Source organism: Roseateles aquatilis (assembly GCF_002205645.1).
Taxonomy (GTDB): domain Bacteria; phylum Pseudomonadota; class Gammaproteobacteria; order Burkholderiales; family Burkholderiaceae_C; genus Roseateles; species Roseateles aquatilis.
In genome coordinates this window covers 1-18084 of sequence record NZ_NIOF01000029.1, presented here as the reverse complement: position 1 = coordinate 18084, position 18084 = coordinate 1, and the positions used below count along the sequence as shown (strand labels likewise).

General features: G+C 66.8%; 12 protein-coding genes and 3 tRNA genes. 1 reads left to right on the top strand and 14 read right to left on the bottom strand.

Going from position 1 to position 18084, the window contains the following annotated elements; all coding sequences use genetic code 11:
* The 4 genes from CDN99_RS27675 to CDN99_RS27660 form a co-directional block, all read right to left on the bottom strand.
* The coding region (locus CDN99_RS27675) for a GTP-binding protein (RefSeq protein WP_038204084.1) at positions 1-107 on the bottom strand (107 nt) is incomplete at its 3' end.
* A gap of 45 nt (positions 108-152) precedes the next feature.
* Positions 153-227, bottom strand: a tRNA-Thr gene (locus tag CDN99_RS27670).
* 71 nt (positions 228-298) lie between these two features.
* Positions 299-372 (bottom strand) — tRNA-Gly (locus CDN99_RS27665).
* Positions 373-455: 83 nt separating this feature from the next.
* Positions 456-541, bottom strand: a tRNA-Tyr gene (locus CDN99_RS27660).
* A gap of 504 nt (positions 542-1045) precedes the next feature.
* Here CDN99_RS27660 and CDN99_RS27655 point away from each other — a divergent pair.
* Positions 1046-3691 (top strand): TonB-dependent receptor, encoded by a 2646-nt coding sequence (locus CDN99_RS27655; protein WP_088388876.1) that lies wholly within the window; start codon positions 1046-1048, stop codon positions 3689-3691.
* A gap of 100 nt (positions 3692-3791) precedes the next feature.
* On the opposite strand, the gene CDN99_RS27650 is transcribed toward CDN99_RS27655, so the two are convergent.
* The 10 genes from CDN99_RS27650 to CDN99_RS27605 form a co-directional block, all read right to left on the bottom strand.
* Complete coding sequence (locus tag CDN99_RS27650) at positions 3792-4493, bottom strand: DUF6445 family protein (protein WP_202820331.1); 702 nt, start codon at positions 4491-4493, stop codon at positions 3792-3794.
* Positions 4494-4534: 41 nt separating this feature from the next.
* The gene (locus tag CDN99_RS27645) at positions 4535-5608 is read right to left on the bottom strand and encodes an acyltransferase family protein (RefSeq protein WP_088388874.1); all 1074 of its coding nucleotides are present in this window, start codon (positions 5606-5608) and stop codon (positions 4535-4537) included.
* A 100-nt stretch (positions 5609-5708) separates the two neighbouring features.
* Positions 5709-6599 carry a glycoside hydrolase family 16 protein gene (locus CDN99_RS27640; RefSeq protein ID WP_088388872.1) on the bottom strand — a complete coding sequence of 297 codons (891 nt, stop codon included), beginning with the start codon at positions 6597-6599 and terminating at the stop codon, positions 5709-5711.
* A 182-nt stretch (positions 6600-6781) separates the two neighbouring features.
* Positions 6782-8122, bottom strand: coding sequence for an MFS transporter (locus tag CDN99_RS27635; RefSeq protein WP_088388871.1), 1341 nt, complete (start codon positions 8120-8122; stop codon positions 6782-6784).
* Positions 8123-8189: 67 nt separating this feature from the next.
* Positions 8190-9671, bottom strand: coding sequence for a beta-N-acetylhexosaminidase (gene nagZ / locus CDN99_RS27630; protein ID WP_088388869.1), 1482 nt, complete (start codon positions 9669-9671; stop codon positions 8190-8192).
* A gap of 67 nt (positions 9672-9738) precedes the next feature.
* Positions 9739-10749 carry an SIS domain-containing protein gene (locus CDN99_RS27625; protein WP_088388867.1) on the bottom strand — a complete coding sequence of 337 codons (1011 nt, stop codon included), beginning with the start codon at positions 10747-10749 and terminating at the stop codon, positions 9739-9741.
* Positions 10739-11878 (bottom strand): N-acetylglucosamine-6-phosphate deacetylase, encoded by a 1140-nt coding sequence (gene nagA / locus CDN99_RS27620; protein ID WP_088388865.1) that lies wholly within the window; start codon positions 11876-11878, stop codon positions 10739-10741. Before nagA ends, CDN99_RS27625 begins: the two co-directional genes overlap by 11 nt.
* Positions 11875-12618 carry a GntR family transcriptional regulator gene (locus CDN99_RS27615; RefSeq protein WP_088388863.1) on the bottom strand — a complete coding sequence of 248 codons (744 nt, stop codon included), beginning with the start codon at positions 12616-12618 and terminating at the stop codon, positions 11875-11877. The genes nagA and CDN99_RS27615 overlap by 4 nt, the downstream gene beginning before the upstream one ends.
* A gap of 16 nt (positions 12619-12634) precedes the next feature.
* Positions 12635-13579: a glucosamine kinase nucleotide-binding domain-containing protein gene (locus CDN99_RS27610; protein WP_088388861.1), complete on the bottom strand. Its 945-nt coding sequence runs from the start codon at positions 13577-13579 to the stop codon at positions 12635-12637.
* A gap of 825 nt (positions 13580-14404) precedes the next feature.
* The gene (locus CDN99_RS27605; RefSeq protein WP_141101028.1) at positions 14405-17956 is read right to left on the bottom strand and encodes an RHS repeat-associated core domain-containing protein; all 3552 of its coding nucleotides are present in this window, start codon (positions 17954-17956) and stop codon (positions 14405-14407) included.
* Positions 17957-18084: the final 128 nt, after the last annotated feature.

Below are 18084 nucleotides of genomic sequence, written 5' to 3'. Positions count from 1 at the left end.
AGAACCGTCGCGATCGCCGCCGTCAGCGTCGTCTTGCCGTGGTCAACGTGTCCAATCGTGCCCACGTTCACGTGCGGCTTGGTACGTTCAAACTTGCCTTTTGCCATCTTGCGCTCCTGGCGATCAGATCAAGAAACGGGATAGAGAAGATGTGGTGCCCATGACGCGGATCGAACGCGTGACCTCTCCCTTACCAAGGGAGTGCTCTACCACTGAGCCACATGGGCATCGACACAGGATTGATGACCTTATCAGCAAACCTGTGTCGATCTCTCGACAACAAACCTTCAACTTCCTATGGAGCGGGAAACGGGAATCGAACCCGTGTCATTAGCTTGGAAGGCTAAGGTTCTACCATTGAACTACTCCCGCCCGGGAGTTTTCCATTCAACCGTTGCCTCAACTGCGAAGCGGGTGGCAATCACCCGCTTCGAGTCTTTGCATCAGTTTCGCCCTGGTGGAGGAGGCTGGATTCGAACCAGCGTACGCGTTAGCGGGCAGATTTACAGTCTGCTGCCTTTAACCACTCGGCCACCCCTCCGAGGCGAGCCCACGACTATAGCACCGTTCTTTTTTGACGCAAACAAAATCTGCCAGGAGCTCTCTGGCCGTGCGATTGGCGCGCCGTCGCCGCCAGCACAGCTTTTGAGCCCGACCGCGCTCGCCCGCTCCTCGTCGCCGCACCCGCCGCCGCCAACGCGGTCCAGCACACAAGTGGACACCCTCCAGCCGTACCACTCGTAATACCAATTTGCGACCAAGTGGTCTCTTCCGGGCAGCGCCCCACGCGCCGTCGCGCGCCGCCGCCAGGATCGCCCGGACACCGCTATCCATGCGGGTCGCGGCGATGCCACAGCAGGGAAAACACGGTCTTTGAACTGGTAGCAAAGTGGCACTACCGGCCGTTATAGTGGCATGGCATTGGTTGTATTGAGGTGTATTCGGGGGCGCCAGCCGCATGCCATTCCGCCGATCGGGTGTCGTGATTCAGGTGCCAAGTCTTCATCACCGGCCAACAAATCCCTGGCCACTCGAGGAGCAGTTCATGAAGGTCAACAAGACCCCAATCGCGGCAGCGGTCACGCTGACGTTGCTGAGCGCGGCATTCGCCGCGCAGGCGCAGGAACAGAAGAAGGACGACAGCACCCAGCTGGAACAGGTGGTGGTCACCGGCATCCGCGCATCGCTGCAGACGGCCGCCAACATCAAGAAGAACGCAAACGCGGTGGTCGACGCCGTGTCGGCCGAGGACGTGGGCAAGCTGCCCGACGCCGACGTCGGCCAGGCGCTGGGCCGCATCCCCGGCATTTCCGTGGGCCGTGACTTCGGTGTCGGCGCCTCGGTGTCGATCCGCGGCACCGACCCGCAGATGACCCTGACGACGCTGAACGGCCAGAGCGTCGCCTCGACCGGCTGGTTCGACCAGAAGGCGATCGACCGCTCGTTCAACTACTCGCTGCTGCCGTCCGAGCTGATCGGCGGCATGGAGGTCTACAAGTCCTCCCAGGCCGACCTGACCGAAGGCGGCATCGGCGGCACGGTGATCGTGAAGACGCGCAAGCCGCTGGACCTGGACCCGAACGCGGTCTTCGTCAGCCTCAAGGGCGGCAAGGGCACCGTCAGCAAGGACTGGACCAAGGAAGTGTCGGGCCTGTACAGCTGGCGCGACACCGGCAAGATGTTCGGCGTGCTGGTTTCCGGCGCGCTTGAGCGCGGCGACTACATGCGCCGCGGCATCGAGGCCGACGGCCGCTGGGCCGGCGACGTGACGCCGGGCACCTTCGTGCAGGAACGCGAGCGCAAGGCGCTGAACGTCAGCCTGCAGGCCCGTCCGACCAAGGCGATCGACCTGGGCCTGACCTACACCCGCCTGGAGTTCGATGCCAACGCGGGCAACACCACGCACTACCTGTACACGCTGCAGAACCCCGGCAACAACTACGTGTCCACCGGCGCGTGCGTGCAGCCGAATCCGGATCCCGCGCTGTTGTGCCAGAAGACCAACATCACGCAGGCCAACGCCACCCCCACCTTCCTGCAAACCTGGGCGCGCGCCGCCAAGATGACGTCGGACACCGTGGTGGCGGACGGCGCGTTCAAGGGTGACGGCTTCAAGATCGAAGGCCAGGCCGGCACGACCAAGGCCGACGGCGGCACCTCGCTGACCTCCAACTACAGCTACGTGGGCTGGGGCAACGCGCCCGGCCTGCCGAAGTGGTGGGGTTCCACGGACGCGACCGGCAAGAAGATCTCGATCCAGCCGGGCCAGGACATGTCCGTGCCGCTGAGCGCCCTGCCCGCCCAGTCCACGCCCGAGACCTTCGCCACCGCCCGCGGTCCCAACAAGGACAAGGAAACCTTCGCCCAGGCCGACGTCACCGTCGACATGGATTACGGCATCCTGACCTCGTTCAAGGCCGGCGCCCGCGCGACCAAGCACACGTTCACCAAGGACGAGTACCGTCCCATCTTCGTGACCACGCCGGTCAGCGCGCCCACCGGCTCGCTGTTCAACGGCACCATGCCGATGGGAACGCCGGGCTGGAGCGTGCCCAAGCCCAACCTGGACGCGATGTTCGCCCTGGCCAACGCCAACGTGGCGAGCTGGGTCCAGTCGCGCGGCGGCTACGGCCAGATCGAAGAAAAGAACACCGCCCTGTACGGCATGTTCAACTTCGAGAAGGATGCGCTGCACGGCAACTTCGGTCTGCGCTACATCCGCACCAAGGCCAGCAATGACGCGTACATCTTCGACGGCACGCCGCTGGCCGCCGGCGACGTGCCGCAGAACGTCGGCTGGAACAAGAACAAGCAGCAGACCAATGCCACGTACAGCGACTGGCTGCCCAGCCTGAACCTGGTGTACGACATCGACCGCAACACGCTGCTGCGCTTCGCGGCTTCCAAGGCGATCACCCGTCCGAACTACGACAACATGTTCGCCGGCGCAACGCTGGGCTGGAACGACACGGTGCCCAACAACGAGACGGTGAACTACGGTACGCCGAGTCTCAAGCCGATGTCGTCCAAGCAGTTCGACCTGGGTCTGGAGTACTACTACGGCCGCGGCAATCTGGTGTCGGCGACGCTCTTCTACAAGAAGATCGACAACTTCATCTCCACGGCCACGCAGATCAACCAGAAGATCGGCCTGATCAGCCCGGACACCGGCCTGGACAACTGGACGATCAACCGCTACATCAACGCGGGCGGCGGCAAGATCACCGGCCTGGAAACGCAGATCAACCACTCGTTCAACAACGGGTTCGGCGTGATCGCGAACTACACGTACACCGATGCGACGGCGCCGGCGTCGAGCTACCAGGACGAAGTGAGCATGTTCACGCTGTCCTCGAAGCACAACGTGAACCTGGTCGGCTTCTATGAAACCGACACGTACAGCGCGCGTCTGGCCTACAACTGGCGTTCGAAGTACATGGTTCGCGAGACCGGCTACTACAGCAACCGGATGCACGACTCCTTCGGCACGTTGGACCTGAGCCTGGGCTGGAACGTCACGCCGCGAATCCGTCTGAGCTTCGACGCGATCAACCTGACCAAGTCGGACGACGTGCAGTACGGCGCCGCCGCTTCGAGCACCACGCTGCGCCAGTCGCTCAAGGGCGGCTACCCGGCCTGGTCGTTCATGGGCGAGACCACCTATCGCCTGGGCGTCAGCGCCAAGTTCTGATCCACCAACATCTCCGAGGGCTTCGGCCCTCTTCAAGCCCGGCTCTGCCGGGCTTTTTTCGTTGTGTCGGCGCGCCCGGCGGCCTGCGTGGGGCCGGGCCTCAGAAGTCGACGAAGGTATTGACGGTGAGCCGTCCGCGCCGCGGGTCGTCGCTGATGCTCACGTGCGGATTCACGCAAGCGGTGTGGAGCAAGGACCCGGCGTAGACGATCAGCCGGTTGAAACGCGCCGGCAGCATGCCGAGGAACTCGAAGTGCTCGTCACCCGCGTCGAAGTAGCGCTGCGGGGGCGGACGATGCTCGATCTCGGCGCGGATGGCGGCGGCATAGCGGTCGGTGTCCACGGCCGTCACCTGTTGCAGTCCCGTGGCCTGGTGACGATAGAAGCCGGTCCCGCCGTGCTGGCCGTCGCACAGGTACAGCAGCGCCGCCATGTAGCGCGGCGCGCTCGAGTCGAAATGGGGAATGCGCTGCAGCGGTCCGAGCCGCGCGGGCGACATCGTCGTCAGCGAGAACATGCACGGCGTCTTGCGCAGCGGCAACGTCTCGTCGATGCCGAAGTTGATCCGGATGAGCGGGTCCAGCAGCGACACCAGCTCCTGCGAGTAGGCCGCGGGCGCCGTCGCGCGGATGCCGGGATAGCCCTTGCCTTCATCGGCGCCGGGGCAAGGGTGGAAGCTACTGTCGCAGGCGGCCTGCACGAGCGCCCGCGGGTCCTCCAGGAAGTCGTCGATCAGCAGGACCTGATGCCCGCCGATGGCGAGCGACTGCACGTCAGGCGGCATGCGGATGGAAAAGCTCATCGGCCGATTCTCCTTCCGCGCGCCGGTCGGCGCGTCGGGATTCACACCTTGATGTAGATCCGGCGCCAGTCCATCACCCGCACGATCGCCCACCAGAGGGCGACGAACACCAGCGCGAAGGCCAGCGAGCGCCCGTACGGTCCGACGATCGGCTCCAGCCAGCCGAAGCTGTGCGCATAGATCGGCGCCATCCAGCCGAAGCCTTCCAGCAGCACCGTGCTGATCCAGGCGCCGGCATACGCGGCGATGGCGTTGACGCCGAAGCTGCGGAACAGCGGCGGCCAGCCGCGGCGATCGATCAGCGCATGCGCGCCCAGCAGCGCCAGCGACGCGAGGCCACCGGTCCACAGCACGAAGGCGGGCGTCCACAGGTTCTTGTTGATCGGCATCTGACCGACCGCGTCGAGCCCCCAGCCCGCCAGCGCGGCGCCGACGCCGATCACAGCCAGGCGGCCGAGCGCGCCCTGCCGGAGCGCTTCGCCGCAGCGCCAACCGAGCAGCGTCGTCGCCAGCGCGCCGAGCGTCGACACGATGCCCTCCGGGTCGTGCCCGAGCCCGGTGGCCGCATCCCATTCATAACCATGCGGACCGAGCAGCCACGCGTCGATGCGGCTGGCGATGTTGCCGGCCTTGTCCAGCGGACCGCCCCACAGCAGCAGCGCGCCGTAGCAGAACAGCAGCCCGGCGATGCAGGCCCACTGCCCGCGCGCGCGCCACTGGATCGCGATCAGCCCGACCACACCGAAGCACAGCCCGATCCGCTGCAGCACGCCGGGGACGCGAAAGGACGGCTTGTCCATCAGCCACCAGGCCAGCGCATGCAGCGCCAGGCCGAGCAACAGGATCCGCAACGCGCGATTCACCACCGTGCCGCGCAACGACGCTCCGTCGCCGGACTCGATGCGCGCGCCCATCGCGAGCGACAGCGAGACGCCGACGATGAACAGGAAGAACGGGAACACCAGGTCCGTCGGCGTCCAGCCGTTCCAGGCCGCATGCTCCAGCGGCGCGTAGACATGGCCCCAGTCGCCGGGGTTGTTGACGAGCAGCATCGCCGCGACGGCCAGGCCGCGCAGGGCGTCCACCGAGGCAATGCGCTTGGAGGTCGAAGTCATGGAGGATTCCGGTCTGGCCCGTTCGTGAGATGCAGGGCGGGAAGTCAGCGATGCGACGTCGGTCGCCGCCGGGCGATCGCCGGGCATCGGGCGCTCGACATCAGAAGTCGCAACGGCTTTCCAGCGCCGGCTGCGGCGCCGGCACCTGGTTCAGGCGCGCCACGCCCTGGGCGCGCCAGGCGGCGACCTGCGCCTCCACCTGCGCGGGGCTCAGCACGGTGTCCTTGACGTGCAGCACCCAGTCGACGTCCTGCTCGTAGACGCGCGGCGGACCGCCCTTCTCGCCCTGCGGCAACGGGCCGTTCGGCGAGAACCACAGGTTGAAGTTGATCGACATCGGCACCACCGGATAGTTGCGCCCGCCGTGCTCGTCGACCTTGCGGCCGTCCAGGAACCAGTGCGTGCGGCCGTCGGCGACCTGCATCACCAGCGTGTGCCAATCACGCCCCGGCTGGCCCAGCGCGACGAATTCCTCGTGCTGCTGGTTGAAGGCCAGCCACGGCTCCATGCGCACCGTCTGCCAGGTGATGCCGTAGAGCCGCGTCTTGTCGCTGCCCCAGCCGCCGTTGGCCAGGTACTCCCAGTCGAGCTCGCTGAACTCCGGGTCGAAGTCATGCTTCAACGGGCTCACGGCGTAGAAGGTCTGGATCACCGGATCACCGTCGGCGCCGCTCACCGGCAAGTCGCTGAAGCGGATGCGCGCGGCATAGGTGCCGGCCAGGTACTTGCGCTGGTGGCAGATCTGCACCTGCGTGGTCCCGGCACCGGTGCCGTCGGTCGTGCCGCGCAGGCGGAGCTTGCCGTCGACGACGCTCAAGCCCTCGGGAGCCCACCGCGAGCCGGGGATGCCGGGATGACCGGCGGCGCTGCGCGGCGACCATCCTTGCTTGAAGAGCGCGGCGGTGTCGGGGTAGCTGAAGTCGTCGAAGAAGAACGCCGGATCGGCGGCATGCGCGCTGGTGGCGATGGTGAGCGCGGTCGCCGCCGCCATGGCCGTCGTGGCCGCGGTCGCGATGGCTGTCCACCTGCCGCGCCCGGCGCGTTGGCCGCCAGGACATGGGACCCCGGCCTGCGCCGAAACCCCATGCCCTGCCGTCCCCCAGCACTGTCTCACTGCGTCGGTCTTGCGACCGAGGGGTGCGGTGGGTTTCGTTCCGGCTCCTGCTTCGTGCGTCATGTCGCGCTTTCCACGGGGGCCGTGGCCTGGTTGTCGCTCGTGCCGTTCTTTTCCTGCTTCTTTCCGGGCAGGCGCACGAAGGGCAGCAGGATCAGCGCGGGCACGCCGCAGGCGATCGTCCACATGAAGAAGTGCTCGTAGCCCATGGCGAGCTGGATGTCGCCGCTGATGGTCTTGGAGAAGATGAAGCCCAGCTGCATCACGCCCGAGCCCAGCGCGTAATGCGCCGTCTGATAACGGCCCGGCGCGACGGCCTGCATGATGTACAGGATCATGCCGACGAAGCCGAAGCCGTACCCCAGCATCTCGATCGCGACGGCCAGGCCCACATGCCACAGGTCCGCGGGCATCGTCACCGCCAGGTAGTAGAACGTGGCGTTGGGCACCGCCATCGCCAGGATCAGGAACGGCATCGCCCGGCGCAGCCTCAACCAGCTGGTGAAGTAACCGCCGACGATGCTGCCGACGAGGAAGGCCGCCGTGCCGACCGTGCCGTAGACGCCGCCGACCTGCTCGGTCGTCAGGCCCAGGCCGCCCTTGTCGCGCGCCTCGATCAGGAACAACGGCCCGATGGTCTGCACCTGCCCTTCGGCGAAGCGGAACATCACGATGAACAGGATCGCCAGCCAGATGCCGGGCTTCTTCAGGAAATCGGCGATCACCTCGCGCAGCGTGCGCCACACGCCGGCCGCGGTCAGGTCGCCGTGATCGGTGTTGAGCGCGCCGGGCAACGCATAGGCGTTGTAGCTGGCCAGCAGGAACAGCAGCACCGCCAGCAGGCCGAAGATCACCGACCAGGCGTTCATCACGCCCATGCTGCGCTCCAGCGTGCCCGCCAACACCAGCAGGCCGCCCAGCGTCAGGAACTTCGAGGCGTTGAAGAACGCCCCCTGCCAGCCCGCGTAGACCGCCTGCTGGCGATCGTCGAGCGAGGCCATGTAAAGACCGTCGCAGGCGATGTCGTGGGTCGCCGAGGCATAGGCGAGCAGAAACAGCACCGCGATGCTGGCCGCGAACCACATCGGCAGCTGCAGCGCCACCGTCATCAGCGCCAGGCCCGCGGCGCCGGTGAACTGCATCGCCACGACGATCAGCTTCTTGCTGCGCGCCAGCTCCAGGAACGGGCTCCACAGCGGCTTGAACGCCCAGGCCAGGCCGAGCACGCCGGTCCAGCGCGCGATCTGGTCGTTGGCCACGCCCATGTTCTTGAACATCAGGCCGGCGATCAGCATCACCACGAAGAACTGCATGCCCTGCGCGAGATACAGGCTGGGCACCCAGCGGATCGGCGAGCGGCCGGACACGTCGGTGGCGGGAGGATTCTTCGGCTGGCTCATGTCGAGGCCCTCGGATCGATGCGATGCGGCGGATGGCGCCGGGGAGAAGACGACCGGCGGTCCGGCCTCAGTTCAGCGTCACCGGCGCCTGCCCGCCGGCCGTGCCGCGGCCCTGCAGCCAGGCACCCAGCGCGGCCAGCGCGCCGTCGGCGTAGCCCCAGCTGATGACGGTCGGCGCGGCGACGTCCAGCGACTGGAACGGGTTCCACAGCACCAGGTGCAGGTCGGGCCGCCACGCGGCCGACTGCGCGCCGTAACGCGCGCGGTGCGTCGACGCCACGATGTTGAAGCGGTCGTCGGCCGGCACGATGGACCAGTCCAGCGCGGCGATGTCCGCCAGCGACACGAACTCCACGTCCGCGAAACCCTCGAACAGCGACCGCACCTGCGCACCGGTCGGGCCGGCCTCGGACACGCCGTCGGTAGGCACCTCGTCCTGCACCAGCACGCGCAGCGGGCGGTCGGCCGCGGGCGGCAACGCGCCGCGCAGCGCGCTCAGGCCCGCCGCCCACGCGCGGCGCATCAGCACGTCGTCGGCATCGCGTTGCGTGCCCTGGTAGTCGTCCAGGCGGACCGGATAGTCCCTGGCCAGCCGGTCCAGCCGCGCCTCGGCCTGGCGGCCGCGCTCCACGGTCAGCGCGCCCCGCGTCAGCGCGTCCTGCAACGCGTGGATCGCCTGCGCCTGCTCGTCGAGCGAGCCCTGCGCCAGGATCATGTCGGCGCCGGCGTTGATCGCCAGCACCGCGGCCTTCGCGTAGCCGTAGCGCTCGGCGATGGCCTTCATCATCAGCGCGTCGGTGATCACGACGCCGTCGTAGCCGTACTCGTCGCGCAGGATGCCGCCGAGGATGGTCTTCGACAGCGTGGCCGGGTACAGCGGATCGATCTTCGGATAGACGATGTGCGCCGTCATCATCGACGGCGCCACGTCGCGCAGCGCCTTGAAGGGCTTGAGCTCCAGCTCGTCCAGCTCGGCGCGCGACTTGTCCACCGTCGGCAGGTCCAGGTGGGAGTCCACATGCGTGTCGCCGTGCCCGGGGAAGTGCTTGATGCAGCAGGCCACGCCCGCCGCCAGCGAGCCGCGCATCCAGGCATCCGCCAGGCGCGTCACGGTCTGCGCGGTCTCGCCGAAGCTGCGCTCGGCGATGACCGGATTGGCGGCGTTGTTGTTGATGTCGGTGACCGGCGCGAAGTTCCAGTTGATGCCGATGCCGCGCAGCCCGCGCGCGACCGCGGCGCCGACCGCTTCCGCCAGCGCCTCGTCGCCCGCGGCGCCCAGCGCCATCGCCGACGGCGGCTGCGGCAGGAAGGTCGCGCGCACGACCGAGCCGCCCTCCTGGTCCAGCCCGATCAGCGCGTCGGGGCCCATGACCGCGCGCAGGTCGCGCGTCAGCTGGCGGACCTCGGCCTCGGTGCCCAGGTTCTTGCGGAACAGGCAGACCGCCCGGATCCGGTTGTCCCGCAGGAAATCCGCCGTCGCCGCGTCCAGCGTCTTGCCCTGGATGTCCACCATCACCAGCCGGCCCGGATGGAATGTCGTCTCGCTCATGTCGCTCTCTTCATGCCTGGCCCGCGTCGTCGCCGGCTGGGGATAGCAAAGTCCGGAAGTCCGGGGATCAATGCGTCTTGGTGACCTTGGCCAGATGGCGCGGCTGGTCGGGGTTCAGGCCCCGCGCCTGCGCCAGCGCCTCCACCATCGGATAGAAGCTCTGCACGGCGGCGATCGGATCGAGGTCCTCGTTGCCCGTGCAGGTCAATGGCAACTCGGCGCCGGGCGTGCCTTCGGGCGCGGCCAGCAGCACGCGGGCCCCCCGGCCGCGCATCTCCTCGGCCAGTGCCAGCAGCCCGGCCTGGGCCGGACCACGCGGCGCGAAGACCAGCAGCGGATAACCCTCGTCGACCAGCGCCATCGGACCGTGCTTCACCTCGGCGCCGGAGAACGCCTCGGCCTGGATGCCGCAGGTCTCCTTGAACTTGAGCGCCGCTTCCAGCGCGATCGGCAGCGAGGTGCCGCGGCCGATGACGAACAGCTTGTCGGCGCCCTTGAGCACGTCGACGGCCACGTCCCAGCGCTGCTTCGCCGCCTGCTCCATCGCTTGCGGCAGCGTCTGCAGCGCGGCGGACAGGTCCTCGTCGCCCTGCCAGGCGGCCACGACGCGCGCGCCGGCCACCAGCTGCGCGATGTAGCTCTTGGTCGCGGCGACGCTTTGCTCGACGCCCGCGTGCAGGCGGAAGACATGCTCGGCGGCGGCTTCCAGCGGCGAGCCGGCCGCGTTCACGAAGGCGACGGTGCGGGCGCCGTTGGCGCGGAAGTACTGTGTCGGCGAGACCAGGTCGGGACTCTGGCCCGACTGCGAGAACGCCAGCGACACCAGGCCCTTGCTCTCGATCTTGCTTTGGTACAGCGTGATCAGCGACATCGGCAGCGAGGTCACCAGCCGGCCCAGCCGCGCCATGATCAGGTAGGCGAGGTAGTGCGACGCATGGTCCGAGCTACCGCGCGCGATGGTCAGCAGCGAGGTCGGCGGCTGCTCGCGCAGCGCGGCGCCCAGCGCGGCATAGGCGTTCTGATCGGCGGCCAGTTGATGGGCCACCACCTGCGGCGCGCTCAGCGCCTCATCCAGCATTCGCGAGGTCAATTGCTTCTCCTTCGACGACCACGCGTTGCAACTGCAAGCCACGGTCCAACACCACAAGATCCGCCCAGGCGCCCGGAGCCAGTCGGCCCCGGTCGTCCAGACCCAAAAAGTCGGCGGCATGGGTCGAGACGCGTCGCGACGCGTCCTCGATCTCCAGGCCCAGTTTCAGCACCAGGTTGCGCAGCGCCTGGTCCATCGTCAGCGTCGATCCCGCCAGCGTGCCGTCGGGCAGGCGCACGCCGCCCAGGCATTTGGTGACGCGGTGGCGGCCGAGGCTGTACTCGCCGTCGGGCATGCCGGCGGCGGCGGTCGAGTCGGTAACGCAAAACAGGCACGGGATGCTGCGCAGCGCGACACGGATCGCGCCGGCGTGCACGTGCAGCAGGTCCGGGATGATCTCGGCGTACCGCGCATGCGCCAGCGCCGCGCCCACCATGCCGGGCTCGCGGTGGTGCAGTCCCGTCATCGCGTTGAACAGATGGGTGAAGCCGCCGGCGCCGCGGGCCAAGGCGGCCACGCCGTCCTCGTAGGTGCCCAGCGTGTGGCCGATCTGGACCTGGAAACCCGCCTCGCGCAACTGCCCGACCAGCTCCAGATTGCCGGGCAGCTCGGGGGCGAGCGTGATCAGGTGGAGCGGCGCGATGGCATGCAGGTCGCGGATCTCGTCCAGCGTCGCGGCCCGCGCGAAATCGGGCTGCGCGCCGAGCTTGCCGGGGTTGATGTACGGGCCTTCCAGGTGCACGCCCAGCACGCGGGCCGCGCCGGCGGGGCGCGTGCGGCAGGTGTCGGTCAGGCCGCGCAGCGCGTGGCGGATCTCGTCCAGCGGCGCGGTCATCGTCGTCGCGAGCAGCGACGTGGTACCGTGGCGCGCATGCAGCCGGGCGATGCGCGGGGCGGCGTCGTCGCCCTCCATCGTGTCGCGGCCGGCGCCGCCGTGCACGTGCGTGTCGATGAACCCGGGCAGGACGATGGGCAGGTCCTGGGCGCCGTGGCACACCTCGTACTCGGTGGCCGCATGCCCGTCCACGCGGGTGATGCGACCGTCCTGATGTTCCAGCACACCGCGGATGAACCCGCCAGGTGTCAATACGAATCCGTCGATGTGCTGTGCCGTCATCCGTCGCGCCTCATCTCCGCGACGAAGTCGTAGTAATCGCTGCGGCAGTAGGAATGGGTCAGCTCGACGGCTTGACCCTGGTCCAGATAACCCACCCGCGTGATGAACAGCACCGCCTGACCGACTGGCACTTCCAGCAGGCCGGCCAGGCGCGAATCCGCGTTGATGGCTCGAATGTGTTGCAGCGCGCGGATCGGCGCGCCGCCGTGTCGGGAGAGGTGCTCGTAGAGCGAGGACTCGACCTTTTGCGGGTCGGGCAGCACGGCTTCGGGCAGCACGGACAGCTCATAGGCCATGACCACGGCATCCGCCAGGCGCAGGCGTTCCAGGCGCGCGACGCGCTGGCCGGTGGTGAGTCCCAGCGACAGCTGCTCGTCCGGCGCGGCCATGGCGAAGCCGCGGGTCAGCCAGCGGCTGCTGGGCTTGAAGCCGCGCTGGTGCAGTTCCTCGGAGAAGCTGGTCAGGCGCGACAGCGGCTGCTCCAGCTTGGGCGCGATGTAATTGCCGGAGCCGCGCTTGCGCACGATCAGGCCCTGCTCGACGAGGCGGTCGATGGCCTTGCGGGCGGTGACGCGGGAGAGGTCCAGGGATTCGGACAGGACGCGTTCGGACGGGAGCGCTTCGTCGGCCTGGTACTGGCCTTCGCGGATCGCTTGCGCCAGCTTGTGGGCCAGCTGCATATACAGCGGCGACGCGGCGGCGGGATCGGGCTTGAATTGGAAGGGCAGCTTGGTGCTCATCGGGCGTCTCTTCTTCTCAACGTGTTTCGGAGAGAGCGCCACGGACCAGCCGCAGCGCACCGTCGGCCGAGTCGCCTTGAGGCGACACGCAACGGGCCCGAATGTTGCCTGAGAAAAGCGCGGCGAGCCGCTGCGCGATGCTGCCCGCCAGCGACAGCGGCAGCTGCTGCGAGGGGTCCAGCGCGAGCGCGAGTTGCTCCAGCTCCGCCACCGCCTGCGCCACCAGCGCAGCGGCGGCGGGGTCCGATTCCGAGTGCTCGAAAACGAGCGGCGCCAGCTGCGCGTAGGCGTGCTGGCCGGCCTGGGCGACCCAGGCGTTGATGGCATCGCGGTCCTGCGCGCCGGTGGCCTTCGCGGCGTCCCACACGGCGCGGGCGAGCGACCCGACGTCCGCGCGTCCATCCATCGCCTTCTGCGCGATGCGCATCGCCTGGATACCGAGCCACGCGCCGCTGCCCTCGTCGCCGCCGATCCAGCCCCAGCCACTGACGCAGACCATGGTGCCGTCGGCCCGCAGCGCCTCGCCGACGGTGCCGGTGCCCGCGGCGATCACGCCGCCGGGACGGCCCGCATGCGCGCCGAGTACCGAGGTCGTGCCGTCGTTGACCAGCGCCACATGGGCGTAGCCGGGTTGCTGTGCGATGAAGGCCTGCGCCTGCGCGGCGACGCCGGCGCCGGAGAGCCCCAGCCCGATGGCGGTCTCGCCCAGCGAGAGCCGTTCGATGCCGGCCTTCGCCGCCGCTTCCTGCACGGCCATCTGGATGTGCCGCCACGCCTGCGCGATGCCCTGCCCCAACGCGGAGGGTCCCGCCCATCCCTGGCCCAGCAGACGCCCGTGGACGTCGCTCAGCCGGACCCGTGTCCCGGTGCCGCCCCCATCCACGCCCACCAGGGTGCGGACGCCGGCAAAGCGCGGTTGCAACGGTGCGGACCAGGCGTCCGCCAGGGAGAAGGCGTTCATGATTAATACCAGTTTAGTACCAAAAAACGCGGAGCGTCAATTGGTAGCGCACTGGACTTAACCCTGATGCTGGACCCGCTCCGCGTGTGTCGCCGATGCGTCCGGTCCGTTGCCGTCAGTCATCGGGACTGCCGGCTTTCCTGGGCGATGTGAGACCTGCGGGAGGGCGCGTGGCGAGCGAATGACCACAACAGTACCAGTTGTGGAGGGGGTGGGGAATGGGAGGAGTGCGTAGGGGCAGATCCGCGCATGTAGAGCACCTCATAGACGATGCGCTGCTGGATCATCCGCCCCCTGGGCGCCTCGCGGATTTGACCGAACAACTGCTCGATGTGAAGTCACCCGTCCCAGCCCGGTCCAACATCAGATGCAGGAAACCGTATTGCCCCCCCCCTTCAGAGCCCAGAGACCCAGCTCTGACAGCTTGTTCGGTCGACGGCGGTTCCCCAGCCCTCTTCACGCGCGCTGGAGAAATCATTCAAAGCTTGGACGAAAGGTGGCAACCTCGATGATCTGCGCCACATCGTGGGCATCGTTCCTCGGTCAGTAACCAGTGCAACCATTGCCCAACGCTTCTTCGCGTCAGGGCATACATCACAAGTCGCAATCCGCACCATTTACATCGAACGGCACATATTGCCCATGCCAAACTCGCAAAGCAAAGCATCATCGCAGTCAGCTCTACAACAACACCCGGAATATATAGTGCATTTCCTATGCCTTCAGGCATTAAAAAGCCAGCACCGGCGACTGCCAACAATACTCCGGAGATCCAAAGCTTCCACAGCTGCTCTTTGACAAGCGCTAGCGATTCTCCCATATTCGTCACTTCTTGCATGTGCATGCAGCACTAGATGCCGCCCGGTTTATTGCCGTTCTGAGGATAGACCCCGCCAAGACGCCAGCATCAAACGCCCCCTTAACGAGCACGCTGTTGACTGCCCATGTGGCTGTAGACGTGACCGCAGCTTGCAAGAAGGTGCGCGAGCCGATTCCAGTCACCGTGAACCCGCTCCCCATCTCCTTGACAAGCCCCATCGCGGCGCCCCCGACGGTCAAACCACCATACTGCTTCGCAAACTGCCCTCCGAGGGCCAGTGATATCCCTGTTTTAAGTAGCGAGGTGCTTTCCTGCACGTTAACAAAGTTATCTACGACATCGTCAACGAAGCTGTTGCTGCTACACCCACCAGTCGCGTCGCTTAACGCTGCTGCGAAACTCAGCCCTTCTGGATCAATATTACTCAATGGATTCGCCCCGCCATAGACGTAGGTATTAATGCCGCCCATCAAACCGACAGGGTCCGATTGAATATATCTTCCGACCGCAGCATCGTAATACCTATGCCAATTCTGCCAAAGCCCCGATTCCGCATCGTAATACTGCCCCGGGAATCCGACATTCATCCCCCCGATCGCATCCACGGTAACGACCCGGTCGAACGGCTGGTTCCTTGCCTGCCACGCCACGGCCCCGGCGGTGTTGGCCAGCATCTCCGGACGTCCAAGATGATCCGAGTAAGCCGCGTAGAGCACCCCACCGGCCACCACCGCAGCCAGGCGGCCGTTCATCCAGAGGTAGTTCCGCTCCTGGCCATTCGAGGCCACCTCGTACAGCAGCTCACCTGAATCGCCGTAGACGAATCGGCGATCGACCCCGCCGCTGGACTTGAAGCTGCGCTGCTGCAGCCCGTTGTAGCGATAGCTCGATACCGTGCCGCCAGGCGCGCCGGGACACGCCACCGATCCGCTGAATCGGCTGAATGCCGACAGCCGCCCGAATGGGTCGTAGAAGTGGCAGTTCGTGCCGCCATCGCGGGTCTCGCGCACCAGATTGCCTGCGGCGTCGTAGCCATAGGTGCGAGCCGTCGTGCCGCTCATGGCAATGAGCCGGCTGCTTACGCCATCGATGGACAGCGTCTGAGAGATGCCCGTCGTGGTGCCGTATTGCGTGCGGTTGCCCAGCGAATCCAGCCCGATCGTGGTCGTCGCGCTGCTCTGGTCGAAGCCGTTGAGCCGATAGGCGTTGTCATAGCGGGCCGTCAGCGCGTCATTGCCCGCGATGGACGTCATCAGGTCGCGCGTGTCGTACCCATTCGTGCGCCCCTGCGCCCCGGACGTGAAGATCTGCGAGATCCGGCCGTCCATGTCATAGCTGAAGACCTGCTGGCGATTCGACGCATCGGTGAACTGCGTCATTGGTCCGAAAGGCCCGTACTGGACGCCCGCGGCCACCGACCGCTCCACGCCGTTGACCACGACACGCAGTCCAGCCACCCGGCCCTTGTCCCAGCTGTACTTGAGCACCACGCCATTGGGGTAGGTCATCGTCGACACCTGACCGATGCCGTCGAAGCCCTTGCTGGTGGTCAGCGACTGACCGGCGATCACGTCGGTGCGGCTCGCCACCACGCCACTGGCGTGGTACTGCAATGTCAGCCCGTCGCCATTGCTCTCCGAGACGCTGCAGACCTTGCCCGCACCGTACGCACAGGCGTCATGGCCATACGTCCGCACCAGCGTTCCCGCCGCGTTGCTGGCGGTGATCGTCGAAAGACGCCCGTCGCCCAGATAACCCATCGTCTGGCTCTGGCCGTTGGCAAACGTCACCGACGTCAATTGCCCCGCGCCGTCGTAGCCGTAATTTGTCGTGCCGGTATCAGGGCTCACCGTCGAGCGCAGCAACCCGAGCCCGTCGATCGTGTACGTCGTCGTGTTGCCTCGCGCATCTTTCACTGACGTCGTCCGCCCGTCGGCGTCGTAGCCGAAGGTCGTCACGCCTGCGACGCCATCGGCGCGCGTCTTCAGCCGGAAGTGCTCGTCATAGGTGTTCTGCTCGACCGTCACGTGGGTCGCGTCGACCACCTTGTCCACCAGCCCGCTGCCCAGGCGCGTGTAGGTCCAGCGCTGATTGGCGTTGCCGCGCACCGCGCGCACGCGGTTCTCTTCGTCGAAGTCGGTGAACGAGCGGACCACCGTCGTCTCGTAAGACGACCAGACGTAATCCGGGTTCGGACATTCATACGGATCGCCCCAGGGATCGAAAGGGCACACCAGCGACCAGTAGCCACCGGTCACCGAGCGCGAGGTCGACGTCACATTGCTGGCGTTGTCCCGCTGCAATGAGAGGTTCGCGAAAGTCCGCTGGGAGATCGGCAGCGCCGGATTGTCGCCCTTGTCGCTCACACGGGAGAGGCGCTGAGCGGCGTCGTATCCGTAGCTGCGCTCCACGCCATTCGATGCCGACGAGTCCAGTACGTCACCCAGCACCGTGTAGGCGGTCTGCTGCGTGAAGCCGGCGCGCGTCGCAACGATGACCCGGCCTCGCGCGTCATAGGTGAAGGAGGTCGTCACGCCGGTCTCGTCGGTGACCTGCGACGGCAGTCCCAGGCCGTTGTAGCCGGAGAAAGTCATCGTTCCCGACGCGCTGACGCGCTGCGTCAGGTTGCCCGCGCCGTCGTAGTAGAACGTCACCGCATCACCACCGCCGGGCAATGGGCCATCGACGGTCACCTGCTCCGGCAAGCCGTTGCCGTCCGCATCCACGTAGCTGAACGTTGTCGTCCGTGCCTGCCCGGTCACGCCGATACCCGAGGTGTTCGTCTCCGTCACCGAGGCCACGCGATTCCGGGCGTCGTACGCGATGCTGCGGCGGCTCATGGGGCCTTGCGTTTCGCGAATGCGCTTGGGGAAGGCGTCCCATTGATAGGTGGTCGTGACCGGCGAGCCGGTCGTGCCGCCTCGCGTCACGCGAATCGTCGAGCCCTCCAGATCCGTCTCGGTCTCGGTGGGGTAGAGATTCGAGTCGCGCTCGTAGCGAATCGTCGGCGACATGCTGACGGAGGACGTCGAATAGGTCGTGCAATAAGTCGACGCATCACCGACGGCCCAGTTGAACTCGTACTCCCGGGTCGGGTCGGTGCTGAAGTAGTACGTCGTCTGGCGCCCCAGCCCGTTGGTCACGCGCGTCCTCGTCGCGTCGAGGAACTCGAACGTGAACCTCTCGACACCGCCGGCGTGTTCCGACGAGATGGCCCGGCCCGCGCCGTCATAGGTGAAGGTCGAATACCTGACGCCGTTGAGCGACTTGCCCAGCAACTGGCCGCCGCTCATGTGATACGTGATCGTGTCGCCGTACACGTCGTAGCCGCCAACCTGATGCTGGGTCGCGGGATACGTCGTCTGTGCCAGCGTACCGCCCGAGTAGCCGTAGCTGTAGACGTTGCCGGCCGGATCCGTGATCTGGGAAATGCGCCCGCCCGACCATTGAATGCCCATCGATTGACCGCCCGTGTGACGCACGCGATAGAGCGAGTCGTTGGCGCTTGTCGGCGACACACCGCGATCGGGGTCGGTGTAGTCAAGCGTCCAAGTCACGCCGGCAGCATTGGAGGCGCTGGGTGTGTCAGAAATTCTGTGTTTGAGGCGCTTCTACGAGGCTACGAGCCGGTCCTGGTGAATCGGTCTGCGTAGAGGATGGCGAATTGGTTCATTGCCTCTCGCCA